This is a genomic window from Streptomyces sp. NPDC002156, assembly GCF_053593675.1.
In genome coordinates, this window is record NZ_JBSFDA010000036.1 from 37088 (window position 1) to 54343 (window position 17256).

The window sequence follows — 17256 nt, forward strand, 5'->3', positions numbered from 1 at the left end:
CGCCGCCCGGAAAACGAAATAAACATCTCACGATCCGGACGATGGATAGAAACTTCAGTCCGGTGAGTGAGACTTGTCGAACCTAGACGGTATGAGGAAACGAGGTCGGATGATGCGTACGCGTCCGCTGAAGGTGGCGCTGCTGGGCTGTGGGGTTGTCGGCTCAGAGGTGGCGCGCATCATGACGACGCACGCCGACGATCTCGCCGCCAGGATCGGCGCTCCCGTTGAGCTTGCAGGCGTTGCCGTTCGCCGGCCCTCCAAGGTGCGTGAGGGAATTGACCCCGCCCTTGTCACCACCGACGCCACCGCCCTCGTCAAACGCGGCGACATCGATGTTGTCGTCGAGGTCATCGGGGGTATCGAGCCCGCTCGCTCCCTCATCACCGCCGCCTTCGAGCACGGCGCGTCCGTCGTCTCCGCCAACAAGGCCCTCCTCGCCCAAGACGGCGCAGCTCTCCACGCCGCCGCCGAGGACCACGACGCCGACCTGTACTACGAGGCCGCCGTCGCCGGTGCGATTCCTCTCATCCGGCCGCTGCGTGAGTCCCTCGCCGGTGACAAGGTGAACCGGGTGCTGGGGATCGTCAATGGCACTACTAACTTCATCCTCGACAAGATGGACTCCACGGGGGCCGGCTATCAGGAGGCCCTTGATGAGGCCACCGCCCTTGGGTACGCCGAGGCCGACCCCACCGCCGATGTCGAAGGCTTCGACGCCGCCGCCAAGGCCGCCATCCTCGCCGGAATCGCCTTCCACACGCGCGTGCGGCTCGACGACGTCTACCGCGAGGGTATGACCGAGGTCACTGCCTCCGACTTCGCCTCCGCCAGGAACATGGGCTGCACCATCAAGCTGCTCGCCATCTGTGAGCGGGCCGGGGACGGGCAGTCCGTCACCGCGCGTGTGCATCCGGCCATGATTCCGCTGACGCATCCGCTCGCCTCCGTGCGTGGCGCGTACAACGCCGTGTTCGTCGAGTCCGATGCCAGTGGTCAGTTGATGTTCTACGGGCCCGGCGCCGGCGGTGCGCCGACCGCGTCCGCTGTGCTCGGCGACCTCGTCGCCGTGTGCCGCAACCGGCTGAACGGGGCCACCGGGCCCGGCGAGTCGGCGTACGCCGCGCTGCCCGTGTCGGGCATGGGCGATGTCGTCACGCGCTACCACATCAGCCTCGACGTCGCCGACAAACCGGGTGTTCTCGCCCAGGTGGCCACCGTGTTCGCCGAGCACGGGGTTTCCATCGATACGGTTCGGCAGACGGGCAAGGACGGCGAGGCATCCCTCGTCGTCGTCACCCATCGTGCGTCCGACGCCGCCCTGGGCGGAACCGTCGAGGCGTTGCGCAAGCTCGACACCGTGCGGGGTGTCGCCAGCATCATGCGGGTTGAAGGAGAGTAACCAGCAATGACCCACCAGTGGCGCGGAATCATCGAGGAGTACCGGGACCGGCTGCCCGTCTCCGACAGCACGCCGGTCGTGACGCTCCGCGAGGGCGGCACGCCCCTCGTCCCCGCGCAGGTGCTCTCCGAGCGCACGGGCTGCGAGGTCCACCTGAAGGTGGAGGGCGCCAACCCCACCGGGTCCTTCAAGGACCGCGGGATGACCATGGCCATCACCCGGGCGAAGGAGGAGGGGGCCAAGGCCGTTATCTGTGCCTCCACGGGCAACACCTCTGCCTCCGCCGCCGCCTACGCCGTGCGCGCGGGCATGGTCTCGGCCGTGCTCGTGCCGCAGGGCAAGATCGCCCTCGGCAAGATGGGGCAGGCGCTCGTCCACGGCGCCAAGATCCTCCAGGTCGACGGCAACTTCGACGACTGCCTCACCCTCGCCCGGTCGCTCAGCGACAACTACCCGGTGGCGCTGGTGAATTCGGTCAACCCGGTGCGTATCGAGGGACAGAAGACGGCCGCCTTCGAGATCGTCGACATGCTCGGCGACGCGCCCGACATCCATGTCCTGCCGGTCGGCAACGCGGGCAACATCACCGCGTACTGGAAGGGCTACACCGAGTACGCCGCCGACGGCATCGCCCGGCGCACCCCGCGCATGTGGGGGTTCCAGGCGTCCGGCAGTGCCCCGATCGTGCGCGGCGAGGTCGTCAAGGACCCCTCGACGCTCGCCACCGCGATCCGTATCGGCAACCCTGCGTCCTGGAAGCAGGCGCTGGCCGCGCGCGACGACTCGGGCGGCCTCATCGACGAGGTGACGGACCGTGAGATCCTGCGCGCCTACCGGCTGTTGGCCGCGCAGGAGGGCGTTTTCGTCGAGCCGGCGTCCGCCGCGTCCGTCGCCGGACTGCTGAAGCTGGCCGAGCAGGGCAAGGTCGACCCGGGCCAGACCATCGTCTGCACGGTCACCGGCAACGGTCTGAAGGACCCGGGCTGGGCCACAGAGGGCGCACCGAAGCCGGTCGTCGTGCCCGTGGACGCCGCGACCGCAGCCGAGCGACTCGGACTCGCGTAGACCGGGTACTGACCATCCGAACCGGGGTACTCCCTACGTAGTCCCTACGGCGGGTGCACAGGGGGCTTACGACACGCATCGTGCGCCTCCTGTGCGCCCTATGTCGCCACAGAACCTTCCTTCGATAAGCTGGGGTGAACCCGCCCGCCGCATATGCCCCGGCACATGGCACGGCGCCGCGTCGTCCCAGCGGCCTGAGGGTCTCCGTGCAGGTCCTCAGCCGTATTTCAGTAGCCGTTCTCCAGTGTCGTATCGCATGTCTTCGACGAAATCGCAGCTCAAGGAGAGTCATCGAGCGATGGCCGGTCCAGCGTTCCGCGCCGCCGCCGTCCGGGTGCGCGTCCCCGCCACCAGCGCCAATCTCGGTCCGGGCTTCGACGCCCTGGGCCTGTCGCTGGGGTTGTACGACGACGTGGTCGTCCGGGTGGCCGACTCCGGGCTGCACATCGACATCGCGGGTGAGGGCAGCGAGACCCTCCCGCGCGACGAGAACCACCTCCTCGTACGGTCCCTGCGCACCGCCTTCGACCTGCTGGGCGGACAGCCGCGCGGGCTTGAGATCGTGTGCGCCAACCGCATTCCGCACGGGCGGGGGCTCGGCTCCTCCTCGGCCGCCATCTGCGCCGGCATCGTCGCCGCGCGGGCCGTCACCATAGGCGGCGACAGTCGGCTCGACGACGAGGCGCTGCTCGAACTCGCCACCGAGATCGAGGGCCACCCCGACAACGTCGCAGCCTGTCTCCTCGGCGGGTTCACGCTCTCCTGGATGGAGGCCGGAGCCGCCCGGGCGATCAGGATGGAGCCGCACCGTTCCATCGTTCCGGTGGTTTTCGTGCCGGGGAAGCCGGTTCTGACCGAGACCGCGCGCGGTCTCCTGCCGCGCACCGTCCCGCACGTCGACGCCGCGACAAACGCTGGGCGCGCCGCCCTGCTCGTCGAGGCGCTGACCAGGCGTCCTGAGCTTTTGCTGCCGGCCACCGAGGATCGGCTGCACCAGGACTACCGCGCCCCCGCCATGCCGGAGAGTGCGGCGCTGGTGGAGCGGCTGCGGGCCGACGGCATCCCCGCAGTGATCTCCGGTGCGGGGCCCACGGTGCTTGCGCTGGCCGACGAGGCCACGGCCGACAAGGTCTCCCGGCTGGCGGGCGAGGGCTGGGCCGCCAATCGGCTCGGTCTCGACGCCCGGGGCGCGAGTGTCATGCCGCTCGCGGCACCCGGGGAGAGCTGAATCAACGCCGTGACCTCCGACGCTGTGACATTCAACTACATACCGTTGCCGGATTTCGAGAGGGGGAATGTTTGTTGGATCCGGTAGTGTTAACCTCAAGTCTGCACCCGACCCCACCATGGCGAGGTGCTTTGTGTCCCCGTCCGGGACAGACATTCTTCCGGGAGCCTCCCAAGCCACTCTGTGTTTCATGCGGCGTTCCATTCGTCGTGTGCAGGCGCTGAGCGGCATTCAGGGCACGCTCCGGAACCGGTGTGACCAAGCCGCCTGACACGGACACTCAGTGTCATGGCTTTGGGAAACGCCATCACCAGAAACCTCTTCCGCCGCTTCGGCGGACCACCGCCCCGGCACGGTCCACTCATGAAGGACCGAAGCCGGACAGCACAACCGGTCGCCGTGCCAGACAGGCCGACGTCCGCTCCAGGGAAGGACCCTTCGTGAGCGACACCACCGATCTGATGGGCGCACGTGTCGAGGAGACCGCTGCCGCGCCCTCCACGGACGCCTCCGCGCCTGCCACGGGTGCCGGCTCCCGGCGGCGCCGCGGTACCGGCCTCGACGGCATGGTGCTGGCCGAGCTGCAGCAGGTCGCATCCGGCCTCGGTATCAAGGGCACTGCGCGGATGCGCAAGAGCCAGCTGATCGAGGTCATCAAGGAGGCGCAGGCCGGAGGCGGGACCTCCAAGGCCGCCTCCCCCGCCGGGGACGCCGCCGAGGCCAAGCCGAAGCGCCGCGCCACCTCCAAGGCCCGTACGGGCGAGGACGCCGCGCCCGCCGCCGCAGAGCAGAAGGCGGCCGTGCAGGTCGAGGCGCCCGCCGAGAAGGCCGTGGCCCAGCAGCAGATCGAGATCCCCGGTCAGCCCGCCAGCGACGACGCCCCGGTCGGGCGTGGTCGGCGCCGCGCCACGGCCGAGGCCGGCAGCCCCGAGACGGTTGTCGCCGAGGCGAAGAGCGAGCCGAAGGCCGAGACGCCGGCCGCGCAGCCGCAGGCCGACGCCGGTGACGGCGACGGCCGTCAGGGCCGCCGCGACCGCCGGGACCGCGGAGACCGCGGCCGGGACCGCGACCGCCGGGGCAACAAGGGCGACGAGCAGCAGGGCGGCGCCCAGCAGCGCGGTACCCAGCAGGGCCAGGGCCAGCAGGGTGACGGCCGTCAGGCCGACGGCCGTCAGGGCCGCCAGGACCGTGCCGAGCGCCAGGACCGCCAGCAGCGCGACCAGCGTGACAGCGGGCCGCGCGACAACGGCCCCCGGGCCGATGAGGACGGGGACGACTTCGACGGCGGACGCCGCGGACGCCGTGGCCGCTACCGGGACCGCCGGGGCCGTCGCGGGCGCGAGGAGTTCGGCCCGAACGAGCCGCAGGTCGCCGACGACGACGTCCTGATCCCCGTCGCGGGCATCCTGGACATCCTCGACAACTACGCCTTCATCCGGACCTCCGGCTATCTGCCGGGCCCGAACGACGTGTACGTCTCCCTCGCCCAGGTCCGCAAGAACGGCCTGCGCAAGGGCGACCACGTCACCGGCGCGGTCCGTCAGCCGAAGGAAGGGGAGCGCCGCGAGAAGTTCAACGCGCTCGTCCGCCTCGACTCCGTCAACGGCATGGCGCCCGAACACGGCCGTGGCCGCCCGGAGTTCAACAAGCTGACCCCGCTCTACCCGCAGGACCGCCTCCGTCTGGAGACGGACCCGGGCATCCTCACCACCCGCATCATCGACCTCGTCGCGCCGATCGGTAAGGGCCAGCGCGGTCTGATCGTGGCCCCGCCGAAGACCGGCAAGACCATGATCATGCAGGCGATCGCCAACGCGATCACGCACAACAACCCTGAGTGCCACCTGATGGTCGTCCTGGTCGACGAGCGTCCGGAAGAGGTCACCGACATGCAGCGGTCGGTGAAGGGCGAGGTCATCTCCTCGACCTTCGACCGCCCGGCCGAGGACCACACCACGGTCGCGGAGCTGGCCATCGAGCGCGCCAAGCGTCTGGTGGAGCTGGGTCACGACGTCGTCGTGCTGCTCGACTCGATCACGCGTCTGGGCCGTGCGTACAACCTCGCCGCCCCGGCCTCCGGCCGCATCCTGTCCGGTGGTGTCGACTCGACCGCCCTGTACCCGCCGAAGCGCTTCTTCGGTGCGGCCCGCAACATCGAGGACGGCGGCTCGCTGACCATCCTCGCCACCGCGCTGGTGGACACCGGGTCCCGCATGGACGAGGTCATCTTCGAGGAGTTCAAGGGCACCGGCAACGCCGAGCTGAAGCTCGACCGGAAGCTCGCCGACAAGCGCATCTTCCCGGCGGTGGACGTCGACGCGTCCGGTACCCGTAAGGAAGAGATCCTGCTCGCCCCCGACGAGCTCGGGGTCGTCTGGAAGCTGCGCCGGGTGCTGCACGCGCTCGACCAGCAGCAGGCGGTCGAACTGCTCCTCGACAAGATGAAGCAGACGAAGTCGAACGCCGAGTTCCTGATGCAGATCCAGAAGACGACGCCGGGCAACGGCAACGACTGACGGTCGGTAAACGGAACGACCGACGGCCGGTAAACGGCCGGCAAGCAGTCCACAAAGGGTCACCTCTTGTTCCAGGGGTGGCCCTTTGTGGTGTTTGGGACAGGTGTACGATCGCGCTCTTCGGGCCGGTTCCTGTGGGGTGCCCGAACTGACGATCCCTAGGGGGGACTTGAGTGGGTATATCCCTGTCCGGTGAGGGCCGCCACAGACGTCGTGTGCGGATCGCCGTTCCTTTCGTTGCCGCCGGCCTCGCCGCCGCGGTCACGGGCGCGCTGATGATGTCGTCCGCGAACGCCGCCACCGCGCTGCCGCAGCCCACCGCCGACCTGAGCCGCAGCGCGGTGCCGAGCACCGCGGAGCTGAAGGAGCGCGTCGCGGGCGCGGCCACCGGCGACGGCACCCTGGCGTCCAAGAAGACCTCGCTCACCGCCGGCTCCGTCGGTGGCACCAAGGACGCGAAGATCATCGGTGGTTCGACGACCACCATCTCGGCGGCGCCGTACATGGCGCAGCTCTGGTACTACGACGACAAGGGCACGCCGGACGCGACCGGCGACGACGTCGACTTCTTCTGCGGCGGCGCCGTCATCGCGCCCACCAAGATCCTCACCGCCGCGCACTGCGTCAAGGGCTACAACTGGAAGGCCAACGGCGCCGTCGTCACCGGCACCGCGACGCTTCCGGACGCCGACGGGAACACGAACGGGACGGTCTCGGGCGTCTGGCGCCAGTGGAACAACCCGTCGTACAGCTCGGTGACGTTCGACAACGACGTCGCCGTCCTGACGCTGGCGTACCCCGTCAAGGCCGCGCCGATCCGGATGACGACGGCCGGTGACACCGTCTCCTACAAGGCGCTCACCAACGCCAAGGTCTTCGGCTGGGGACGCACCACGTCCACCACCCAGGACATCTCCCCGACGCTGAAGACGGCCACGCTGCCCATCCAGTCCGACGCCACCTGCAATGGCGCCTACGGCACCGACTTCGTCGCGGGCCACATGGTCTGCGCGGGCACGCCCGCCACCGGCAGCGACACCGGCACCACCACCGCCTGCAACGGCGACTCCGGCGGACCGCTCGTGGTCGCAGGCAAGGTCGTCGGCGTCGTCTCGTGGGGTGTGACGGACTGCGTCGAGAAGGGCGCCTACAGCGTCTTCTCGAAGGTCACCTCGTACGTCGGCGCGGTGTACCCGCGCGTCGAGGACGCCAACCTCAGCGGCGACCAGCTGGCGGACCTGTGGCTGCGCCGCGCCTCCACCAAGGTCGGCTACGAGAAGGACTCCAAGGGCACGAGCTTCGGCCCGAGCGTGGTCTGGGGCAACTGGGACGGCGTCAACGTCGTCCTCCAGACCGACCTGAACCGGGACGACTACCAGGACCTGGTGGTCCGCGACAGTGCCACCGGCGCCGTCTACTGGATGCACTACGTGCCCGACAGCGAGTCCTGGGCCACGACGCAGATCTTCGCCAACTGGAAGAGCCGCACCCGGATCATCACCCCGGGCGACGTCACCGGCGACTACAAGCCCGACGTCCTGTCGGTCGACTCGGCTGGTGCCCTGTGGATCTACCCGGGCAACGGCAACGGCACCTTCGGGTCGCCGTCCAAGGTCTCCACCGGCTGGAACCAGTACAGCACCATCGTCGGCCACGGCGACTTCACCGGTGACGGCAAGGCCGACCTGCTGGCCCGCACCAAGACCGGCGGAGTCGGCTACCTCCTCAAGGGCAACGGCAAGACCGGCTCCCAGGCCTTCGTGCCCCGGGTCAAGGTCCGCTCCTGGAGCGGCTTCAACACCCTGGTCACCCCCGGTGACGTGACCGGTGACGGAAAGGCCGACTTCCTGGCCCGTACGCCCGCCGGAGTGATGTACCTGTACCCGGGCACCGGCAAGGGCACGAGTGCGATCTTCGGCACGCCGAAGTCCGTCGGAACCGACTACAAGCAGTGGGACATCATCAGCTGAACCCGCAGGTGAACGGGGTCCTCTGAGTCCTTTCCGAGGAACATCCCGTCCGTTCGGTCACGAACTGTGCCCTTCGCACCACGCGAAGGGCACAGTTCGTTGTGCAACCCTTTTTCCGTAATGACCGTCTGACTGACCGGTTACGACGGAACAAGGACTGGCCCTGAAAGCAGGGGGTAACCGACCGGACGAGACCGAGGGGAACACATGTCCGCCGAGAGCGATCCGCTTGATCCCGCTGATCCAGCGAAGAGGCGCAGCCGCCGCAAGCCCCGCGGCAAGCACTCCAGGGCGCTCCTCGTCACTGCCTGGATCGCCGCGGCCATCGTCGTGCTCGGCGGTACCGGACTCGGGTACGTGTACTTCAAGCTCAACGGCAACATCAAGAGCGTCGACATCAACCAGGTCCTGGGCACCGACCGCCCGACCAACGTCGACAACGGCTCCGAGGACATCCTGGTCCTGGGCTCGGACACCCGCTCCGGCGCCAACAAGAAGCTCGGCGGCGGTACGGACGACGGCAGCGCCCGCTCGGACACCGCGATGATCGTCCATGTGTACGAGGGCCACAAGAAGGCCAGTGTCGTCTCCGTCCCCCGGGACACCCTCGTCGACCGGCCCACGTGCACCGACGCCAAGGGCGTCACGCACGACGCGGCGAAGGGCGTGATGTTCAACTCCGCGTACTCCACGGGGGGCGCCGCCTGCGCGGTGAAGACCGTCGAGTCGCTCACCGGTATCCGGATGGACCACTACATCGAGGTCGACTTCACCGGCTTCCAGAAGCTCGTCGACGAGCTGGGCGGCGTGGAGATCACCACGACGGAGGACATCAAGGACTCGGACAGCCACCTGAACCTGAAGGCCGGCACACACAAGCTGAACGGCAAGCAGGCCCTCGGCCTGGTCCGCACCCGCCACGGCGTCGGCGACGGCTCCGACCTGGGCCGCATCCAGCTCCAGCAGGCGTTCATCAGGGCCCTGGTCGACCAGATCAAGGACGTAGGCGTCCTGACGAACCCCAAGAAGCTCTTCGACCTGGCGGACACGGCCACCAAGGCGATCACCACGGACTCCGACCTGGGCTCGGTCCGCTCCCTGACCTCCTTCGCCACGGGCCTGAAGAGCATCAGCTCCACCAACATGACCATGATCACCATGCCGGTGGAGTACGACCCGTCCAACCCCAACAGGGTGATAGTGGACGACACCAAGGCCCAACTGGTCTGGAACGCCCTGAAGGCGGACAAGCCCATCCCGGCAGCCGCAACAAAGGACACGGCAAAGGGAGACGCGGCAGGAGTGGTGAGCTGAAAAACAGGAGGGCGCAGCCCTCCGTTTTTCAGGGGCGCGGGGAACTGCGCGAGAAGCCCCACGCACCCGCAGGGAATATCCAACCCCCACCCCCGGTTTTGGGGGATGCGCCCAGTCCTGGCAGACTGGTACGTCGGCCCCGGTTCACGCACCCGCATCCCGCGGAGGCGACCCGGTGCCCTCCCGAATCTAGGAGAACCCCTTGAAGCGCGAAGTCCACCCCGAGTACGTCGAGACGCAGGTCAGCTGCACCTGTGGCGCGTCGTTCACCACCCGCAGCACGATCACGAGCGGCAACATCCGCGCCGAGGTCTGCTCCGAGTGCCACCCGTTCTACACGGGCAAGCAGAAGATCCTCGACACCGGTGGCCGTGTGGCCCGCTTCGAGGCCCGCTTCGGCAAGGCCACTGCCGGCTCCAAGAAGTAGCGAGGCACCAGCGCCGGTCCACGGTCGCCCTCCGGGGCGTACCTGGACCGGCGTTTTTGGTCGCCCGCCTTCCCCCACGCACCACACGTTTTCAGGAGCCCCCATGTTCGAGGCCGTCGAGGATCTGCTCACCGAGCACGCCGACCTGGAGAAGAAGCTCGCCGACCCGTCGGTCCACGCCGACCAGGCCAACGCGCGCAAGCTCAACAAGCGCTACGCCGAGCTGACCCCGATCGTCGCGACCTACCGCTCCTGGAAGCAGACCGGGGACGACATCGGCACGGCGAAGGAGTTCGCCGTCGACGACCCCGACTTCGCCGCCGAGGTCAAGGAACTGGAGAAGCAGCGCGAGGAGCTCACCGAGAAGCTGCGCCTGCTGCTCGTTCCCCGGGACCCCAACGACGACAAGGACGTGATCCTTGAGGTCAAGGCGGGCGCCGGCGGCGACGAGTCCGCCCTGTTCGCCGGCGACCTCCTGCGGATGTATCTGCGGTACGCCGAGCGCGTCGGCTGGAAGACCGAGATCATCGACGCCACCGAGTCCGAGCTGGGCGGCTACAAGGACGTCCAGGTCGCCGTGAAGACCAAGGGCGGCCAGGGCGCCACCGAGCCCGGCCAGGGCGTCTGGGCCCGCCTGAAGTACGAGGGCGGTGTGCACCGCGTACAGCGTGTGCCCGCGACCGAGTCGCAGGGCCGCATCCACACCTCCGCCGCCGGTGTCCTCGTGACCCCGGAAGCGGAGGAGGTCGACGTCGAGATCAACCCGAACGACCTCCGCATCGACGTGTACCGCTCCTCCGGTCCTGGCGGGCAGTCCGTCAACACGACCGACTCCGCCGTGCGCATCACGCACATTCCCACCGGAGTCGTCGCTTCCTGCCAGAACGAGAAGAGCCAGCTGCAGAACAAGGAGCAGGCGATGCGTATCCTGCGCTCCAGGCTCCTCGCGGCAGCCGTGGAGGAAGCGGAGAGGGAGGCCGCCGACGCCCGCCGCAGCCAGGTCCGCACCGTCGACCGCTCCGAGAAGATCCGTACGTACAACTTCCCGGAGAATCGCCTCTCGGACCACCGCGTCGGGTTCAAGGCATACAACCTCGACCAGGTCCTCGACGGCGACCTCGACGCCGTCATCCAGGCCTGTGTCGACGCGGACTCGGCCGCGAAGCTGGCGGCAGCGTAAGCCCCGTACGAGCCCCGTACGAGTGACAAGTACCGGAGGACCAGCGTGCAGCAGAACATTGGGGGACGGCCCCCGAGCCCCCGCAGCGTGCTGCTCGCGGAGGTGGCCCAGGCCACCCAGCGGCTGGCCGACGCGGGTGTGCCCTCGCCGCGCAACGACGCGGAGGAACTCGCCGCGTTCGTGCACGGCGTGAAGCGGGGCACGCTGCACACCGTCAAGGACACCGACTTCGACGCCCGCTACTGGGAGGTCATCGCCCGCCGCGAGGCCCGCGAGCCGCTCCAGCACATCACCGGGCGGGCCTTCTTCCGGTACCTGGAACTCCAGGTCGGGCCAGGCGTGTTCGTGCCGCGCCCCGAGACCGAGTCGGTCGTCGGCTGGGCCATAGACGCCGTCCGGGCGATGGACGTCGTCGAGCCGCTGATCGTCGACCTGTGCACCGGCTCCGGCGCCATCGCGCTCGCCCTCGCCCAGGAGGTCCCGCGCTCCCGCGTGCACGCCGTGGAGCTGTCCGAGGACGCCCTGGCATGGACCCGCAAGAACATGGAGGGGTCCAGGGTCGACCTGCGGCAGGGCAACGCCCTGGACGCCTTCCCCGACCTCGACGGCCAGGTCGACCTGGTCATCTCCAACCCGCCCTACATCCCGCTCACGGAGTGGGAGTACGTCGCTCCCGAGGCCCGGGACCACGATCCCGAACTCGCCCTGTTCTCCGGCGAGGACGGCCTCGAACTCATCCGGGGCCTGGAACGCACCGCCCACCGTCTGCTGCGTCCCGGCGGCGTCGTCGTCGTCGAGCACGCGGACACCCAGGGCGGCCAGGTGCCGTGGATCTTCACCGAGGAACGGGGCTGGGCCGACGCGGCCGACCACCCCGACCTCAACAACCGCCCCCGCTTCGCGACCGCCCGCAGGGCCATGCCGTGAGCGTCACCCAGACTTTCTACCCCCAGCAGTACGTGTACGAGGAGGCCCGCTAAATGGCTCGGCGATACGACACCAACGACGCGACCGACCGCACGACCGGTCTGCGCGAGGCCGCGTCCGCCGTCCGCCGCGGCGAGCTGGTGGTCCTCCCGACCGACACGGTCTACGGCATCGGTGCCGACGCGTTCTCCTCCGAGGCCGTCAACGACCTGCTGGAGGCGAAGGGCCGTGGTCGTGGCATGCCCACGCCCGTTCTGATCGGCTCCCCGAACACCCTGCACGGCCTGGTCACGGACTTCTCCGAGATGGCCTGGGAACTCGTCGACGCCTTCTGGCCGGGCGCCCTCACCCTCGTCGCCAAGCACCAGCCGTCCCTCCAGTGGGACCTCGGGGACACCCGCGGCACGGTCGCCGTACGCATGCCGCTGCACCCCGTCGCCATCGAGCTGCTGACCGAGGTCGGCCCCATGGCGGTCTCCTCCGCCAACCTGACGGGCCACCCTGCGCCCGAGGACTGTGACGCCGCGCAGGAGATGCTCGGCGACTCCGTCTCCGTCTACCTCGACGGCGGTCCTACGCCCGGGAACGTCCCGTCGTCGATCGTCGACGTCACGGGCAAGGTGCCGGTCCTGCTGCGCGCGGGCGCACTGTCGGCCGATGAGCTGCGCAAGGTGGTCCCCGACCTCGAGGTGGCGAATTGACAGCCCCTGACGCGGGGCGTGGCATAGGCACGCGTACGGGGGTCACGGGGACTCAGCACTGGGACGGGGCCTCGCGGGACGCCTTCCGCATCCTTTATGTCAGCACCGGCAACGTATGCCGCTCACCGATCACCGAGCGGCTGACCAGGCATGCCCTGGCGGACCGGCTCGGCGACCCGCTGTGGGGCGGCCTGATCGTGGAGAGCGCCGGTACGTGGGGCCACGAGGGCGCGCCCATGGAGGCCAACGCGGAGGCGGTCCTCGCGGAGTTCGGCGCGGACCCCTCCGGGTTCACCGGGCGCGAGCTGCTCGACGAGCACGTGATCCGGGCGGACCTGGTGCTGACGGCGACGCGGGACCATCGCGCGCAGGTCATCTCCATGGGGCACTCGGCGGGCCTGCGCACGTTCACGTTGAAGGAGTTCACCCGCCTGGTGAAGGCGATCGACCCGGCGACGCTGCCGCCGCTGGACGACGGCATGATCCAGCGCGCCCGCGCCCTGGTCCGCGCGGCGGCGGCTCTACGCGGGTGGCTCCTCGCCCCCACGGCGGAGGCGGACGAGGTGTACGACCCGTACGGGGCCCCTCTGACCTTCTTCCGGTCGATCGGGGACGAGATACAGCAGGCGCTGGATCCGGTGGTGACAGCGCTGACCGGGGTGCCTGCGAAGGCCTGAGCGCCCATCGTCCTGCCTCTGTGTGTCGTTTTGCGGCTGCGGGTCCGTCGTGGCCGGTCGCGCAGTTCCCCGCGCCCCTTTGGGGCGCGTCTCCGCGGATGCGGATGACGACGGGCCCGGCGCGGAGGCCGGTCGCGCCCGCGCGGCGGAGCGGCATATCGATACAGCCCCGCGCCCCTTCAGGGCGTTGACGCGCCCATTCGGGGTGCTGCGGCCTACCCTGGGCATACGTCACCGTCGACGTCCGGAGCCCGTCATGTCGGTCGTACATGCCCTTGAGAGCGATGTTGATGTTCTGCGCCGCCAGGATCCCGAGCTCGCCGAAGTGCTGCTCGGGGAAGCCCAGCGGCAGGCGACCACGCTTCAGCTGATCGCCGCCGAGAACTTCACCTCGCCCGCCGTACTGGCCGCGCTGGGCTCGCCGCTCGCCAACAAGTACGCCGAGGGATATCCCGGCGCCCGGCACCACGGCGGCTGCGAGATCGTCGACGTCGCCGAGCGCCTCGCCGTGGAACGGGCCAGGGCCCTGTTCGGCGCCGAACACGCCAACGTCCAGTCCCACTCGGGGTCTTCGGCCGTACTGGCCGCCTACGCCGCCCTCCTGCGCCCCGGTGACACCGTCCTGGCCCTCGGGCTGCCGTACGGCGGCCACCTCACCCACGGGTCGCCCGCCAACTTCTCCGGGCGCTGGTTCGACTTCGTGCCCTATGGGGTGGATGCCGAGAGCGGGCTCATCGACTACGACCAGGTGCGCGCTCTCGCCCGTACCCACCGCCCCAAGGCCGTCGTCTGCGGGTCCATCGCCTACCCCCGGCACATCGACTACGCCCTCTTCCGCGAGATCGCCGACGAGGTGGGCGCCTATCTCATCGCCGACGCGGCCCACCCCATCGGGCTCGTCGCCGGGGGAGCGGCGCCCAGTCCCGTGCCGTACGCCGATGTCGTCTGCGCGACCACCCACAAGGTGCTGCGCGGGCCGCGCGGCGGGATGCTGCTGTGCGGCGCGGAGCTCGCGGAACGGGTCGACCGGGCGGTTTTCCCGTTCACGCAGGGCGGCGCCCAGATGCACACGATCGCCGCCAAGGCCGTCGCCTTCGGCGAGGCGGCGACCCCGGCCTTCACGGCGTACGCCCATCAGGTGGTCGCCAACGCGCGCGTGCTGGCGGAGGGGCTGGCCGCCGAGGGGCTGATCGTCACCACGGGCGGGACCGATACGCATCTCATCACCGTCGATCCGGCGCCGCTCGGCGTGGACGGACGTACCGCGCGGGGGCTGCTTTCCGCCGCGGGAGTGGTTCTGGACTGCTGTGCGTTGCCCCATGGGGAGGCCCGCGGACTGCGGCTCGGGACGGCGGCGCTGACCACGCAGGGGATGGGAGAAGCCGAGATGGCGCGGGTCGCGGTGCTGGTCGCGGGTGTGCTGCGCGGGGCTGTGGAGAGTGGTGGGGCGCGTGAAGAGGTGCGGGAGCTGGCCGGTAGATTTCCGCCGTATCCCGGGCGGTGAGGGGTAATCGTCAACTCGTGCACAGGCCCGCGTGCAACCATCGTCGCTACCCGGAAGTCCCCAACCTTATGCGTCCCTCGCTAGGGTGTGGGGCCTGGATGGCCAGCGAGACCTGTGGGGAAGCCTGTGCGTGAATACCTGCTGACGCTCTGCATCACGGCCGCGGTGACGTATCTGCTGACAGGGCCGGTACGGAAGTTCGCGATCGTGGCCGGAGCGATGCCGGAGATCAGGGCCCGTGACGTGCACCGGGAACCCACTCCGCGGCTCGGCGGGATCGCGATGTTCTTCGGGCTGTGCGCCGGTCTGCTGGTCGCCGACCATCTCACCAACCTCCACGAGGTCTTCGAGACGTCGAACGAGCCGAGGGCGCTACTCTCCGGTGCCGCCCTCATCTGGCTGATCGGCGTGCTCGACGACAAGTTCGAGATCGACGCCCTGATCAAGCTCGGCGGGCAGATGATCGCCGCCGGCGTGATGGTCATGCAGGGTCTGACGATCCTGTGGCTGCCGATCCCGGGCGTCGGGAACGTCGCGCTGACCCAGTGGCAGGGCACCCTGCTGACGGTCGCGCTCGTCGTCATCACCATCAACGCGGTGAACTTCGTCGACGGCCTGGACGGCCTCGCGGCCGGCATGGTGTGCATCGCGTCGGCCGCGTTCTTCCTCTACGCCTACCGGATCTGGGTCTCGTACGGCATCGAGGCCGCCGCCCCGGCCACCCTGTTCGCGGTGATCCTCATGGGCATGTGCCTCGGCTTCCTGCCGCACAACATGCATCCCGCGCGGATCTTCATGGGCGACTCCGGGTCGATGCTCATCGGCCTGGTGCTGGCCGCAGGCGCGATCTCCATCACCGGGCAGATGGACCCGGACGCGATGAACCTGTTCTCCGGGTCCGAGCGCGAGACCGTGCACCAGATGGTCCCGGTCTACATCCCGCTGCTGATGCCGCTCACCATCATCGCGATCCCCGCCGCCGACCTGGTGCTGGCCATCGTGCGGCGCACCTGGCGCGGACAGTCGCCGTTCGCGGCCGACCGGGGGCATCTGCACCACCGGCTCCTGGAGGTCGGCCACTCGCACAGCAGGGCCGTCCTGATCATGTACTTCTGGTCGGCGCTCATCGGCTTCGGCGCCCTGTCCTACTCGGTCAACAACGCGTCCATGTGGATCGTCCTCAGTGTGGTGGCACTGAGCGCGATCGGGCTCGTACTCCTGTTGCTGCCGCGCTTCACCCCGCGCACCCCACGCTGGGCCGAGGGCTTCGTGCCGCCGCGCTACCGGCGTGGCCGGACGGTGGAGGGGCCGGCGGCCGAGGCGACGGCGCCCGCCGCGTCCACGCCCTCCGTACCCGCGGAACAGCACCACGCACCGGTGCGGGCCGGGGTCTCCGGAGTCAACGGAGCGACGGCGATCAGCTCTCGTTCGCGGCTCCTGGACCGGCGTAAGGCCGGGTCGTCACGCTGACGCAAGGTAAGAATCTGACTAACACTTTGCTTGAGCCCGCGCGAACAAAGTGCCCTAATACCAGACAAGTGGGCGCCGATTCTGCACAGACGCGCGGGTTCACTCTCATGTGTGACACCGAGCACACCATCCAGGTAAAGACCTCATCAAATAGTTTGTGATACGGTTCACGAGAACCCAGGACAGAGCCGAAGGACCGTGGTGCGACGGTCCATTGGTGTGAGGTATCCACTCTCCGTCCAGGACTACGCTCGTCCATGACGACACCCCACGCCCCCTGCGAAAGCGGAGTTGCCGCCATGCCGTCCAATGACGCCCGGAACCTTCTGCACACCGCTGTCCCCACAGCGGCTGTCGGCGCGATTGTCATCGCCGTCAGCGCCGGGGTCGCCGGTGGCAAGGGTGCGCTGGGTGCCGCGGTCGGCACGGTCATCGCGATTCTCTTCATGGGTATCGGGCTCTACGTGTTGCAGTGGACGGCAAAAACGCTCCCGCACCTGTTCCAGGCCATGGGGTTGATGCTCTATGTCGCCCAGTTGCTGCTGTTGCTGATCTTCGTGGGCCTGTTCCAGGACACCGATGCCTTCAATCCGAAGGCCTTCGCGGTCGCCTTGGTCGTGTCGACCGTCGTATGGATGGCGGCGCAGGCTCGCGCGCACATGAAGGCCAAGATCTTCTACATCGATCCGGACTCGTCGAAGACTGAAAAGTCCGAGAAGTCCGGGTCGACATCGTGAGGGGTAGGGCCGGGATAAAGGCAGTCGGGTTCTCCTGCTATCGTCCGGTGCCAACTGCGGCATCGCGGGCGCGGGCATCTGAGCTGACGCCTGCTCAATCGCGAGGCTTGATGCCCCAAAGCCGCCCCCACATCCGTT

Annotated in this window: 14 protein-coding genes; all 14 read left to right on the forward strand. The window is 69.0% G+C overall.

The features are described from left to right. Window positions 1-109 precede the first annotated feature (109 nt). The 14 genes from ACWCRB_RS17420 to ACWCRB_RS17485 all read left to right on the forward strand — a co-directional run bounded on the left by ACWCRB_RS17420 (window position 110) and on the right by ACWCRB_RS17485 (window position 17118). Window positions 110-1402, forward strand: a complete 1293-nt coding sequence (locus ACWCRB_RS17420; protein WP_235474821.1) for a homoserine dehydrogenase — start codon at window positions 110-112, stop codon at window positions 1400-1402. Window positions 1403-1408: 6 nt separating this feature from the next. Then, a complete protein-coding gene (gene thrC, locus ACWCRB_RS17425; RefSeq protein ID WP_389348778.1) occupies window positions 1409-2467 on the forward strand; it encodes a threonine synthase in 1059 nt (352 codons plus the stop codon). A gap of 298 nt (window positions 2468-2765) precedes the next feature. Next, entirely contained in the window at window positions 2766-3695 is a 930-nt protein-coding gene (gene thrB / locus ACWCRB_RS17430) for a homoserine kinase (protein WP_450996872.1), read from the forward strand. Between the two features lie 440 nt (window positions 3696-4135). Next, window positions 4136-6211, forward strand: coding sequence for a transcription termination factor Rho (gene rho / locus ACWCRB_RS17435; RefSeq protein WP_450996873.1), 2076 nt, complete (start codon window positions 4136-4138; stop codon window positions 6209-6211). 215 nt (window positions 6212-6426) lie between these two features. Continuing rightward, the gene (locus ACWCRB_RS17440) at window positions 6427-8181 is read left to right on the forward strand and encodes a trypsin-like serine protease (RefSeq protein ID WP_450996874.1); all 1755 of its coding nucleotides are present in this window, start codon (window positions 6427-6429) and stop codon (window positions 8179-8181) included. 207 nt (window positions 8182-8388) lie between these two features. After that, the gene (locus ACWCRB_RS17445; RefSeq protein ID WP_450996875.1) at window positions 8389-9495 is read left to right on the forward strand and encodes an LCP family protein; all 1107 of its coding nucleotides are present in this window, start codon (window positions 8389-8391) and stop codon (window positions 9493-9495) included. Between the two features lie 202 nt (window positions 9496-9697). After that, complete coding sequence (gene rpmE, locus ACWCRB_RS17450; protein ID WP_235474815.1) at window positions 9698-9922, forward strand: 50S ribosomal protein L31; 225 nt, start codon at window positions 9698-9700, stop codon at window positions 9920-9922. Between the two features lie 103 nt (window positions 9923-10025). Continuing rightward, window positions 10026-11102 carry a peptide chain release factor 1 gene (prfA, locus tag ACWCRB_RS17455; protein WP_235474814.1) on the forward strand — a complete coding sequence of 359 codons (1077 nt, stop codon included), beginning with the start codon at window positions 10026-10028 and terminating at the stop codon, window positions 11100-11102. Window positions 11103-11189: 87 nt separating this feature from the next. Beyond that, complete coding sequence (prmC, locus tag ACWCRB_RS17460) at window positions 11190-12029, forward strand: peptide chain release factor N(5)-glutamine methyltransferase (protein ID WP_450996888.1); 840 nt, start codon at window positions 11190-11192, stop codon at window positions 12027-12029. Window positions 12030-12082: 53 nt separating this feature from the next. Next, on the forward strand, window positions 12083-12730 hold the full coding sequence (locus tag ACWCRB_RS17465; RefSeq protein WP_369033110.1) for an L-threonylcarbamoyladenylate synthase: 648 nt from the start codon (window positions 12083-12085) through the stop codon (window positions 12728-12730). Then, on the forward strand, window positions 12727-13407 hold the full coding sequence (locus ACWCRB_RS17470) for an arsenate reductase/protein-tyrosine-phosphatase family protein (protein ID WP_389348785.1): 681 nt from the start codon (window positions 12727-12729) through the stop codon (window positions 13405-13407). Before ACWCRB_RS17465 ends, ACWCRB_RS17470 begins: the two co-directional genes overlap by 4 nt. Window positions 13408-13663: 256 nt before the next feature. Further along, a complete protein-coding gene (locus ACWCRB_RS17475; RefSeq protein WP_450996876.1) occupies window positions 13664-14911 on the forward strand; it encodes a serine hydroxymethyltransferase in 1248 nt (415 codons plus the stop codon). 126 nt (window positions 14912-15037) lie between these two features. Beyond that, window positions 15038-16381, forward strand: a complete 1344-nt coding sequence (locus tag ACWCRB_RS17480; protein WP_450996877.1) for an MraY family glycosyltransferase — start codon at window positions 15038-15040, stop codon at window positions 16379-16381. A gap of 299 nt (window positions 16382-16680) precedes the next feature. Then, window positions 16681-17118 carry a hypothetical protein gene (locus ACWCRB_RS17485; RefSeq protein ID WP_450996889.1) on the forward strand — a complete coding sequence of 146 codons (438 nt, stop codon included), beginning with the start codon at window positions 16681-16683 and terminating at the stop codon, window positions 17116-17118. The last annotated feature ends 138 nt before the right edge of the window (window positions 17119-17256 follow it).

Bases quoted from the DNA above. Each gene is read 5' to 3' on its own strand.
- ACWCRB_RS17420 (WP_235474821.1), top strand. From the start codon at position 110: ATGATGCGTACGCGTCCGCTGAAGGTGGCGCTGCTGGGCTGTGGGGTT.
- thrC (WP_389348778.1), top strand. From the start codon at position 1,409: ATGACCCACCAGTGGCGCGGAATCATCGAGGAGTACCGGGACCGGCTG.
- thrB (WP_450996872.1), top strand. From the start codon at position 2,766: ATGGCCGGTCCAGCGTTCCGCGCCGCCGCCGTCCGGGTGCGCGTCCCC.
- ACWCRB_RS17445 (WP_450996875.1), top strand. From the start codon at position 8,389: ATGTCCGCCGAGAGCGATCCGCTTGATCCCGCTGATCCAGCGAAGAGG.
- prfA (WP_235474814.1), top strand. From the start codon at position 10,026: ATGTTCGAGGCCGTCGAGGATCTGCTCACCGAGCACGCCGACCTGGAG.
- ACWCRB_RS17465 (WP_369033110.1), top strand. From the start codon at position 12,083: ATGGCTCGGCGATACGACACCAACGACGCGACCGACCGCACGACCGGT.
- ACWCRB_RS17475 (WP_450996876.1), top strand. From the start codon at position 13,664: ATGTCGGTCGTACATGCCCTTGAGAGCGATGTTGATGTTCTGCGCCGC.
- ACWCRB_RS17485 (WP_450996889.1), top strand. From the start codon at position 16,681: ATGCCGTCCAATGACGCCCGGAACCTTCTGCACACCGCTGTCCCCACA.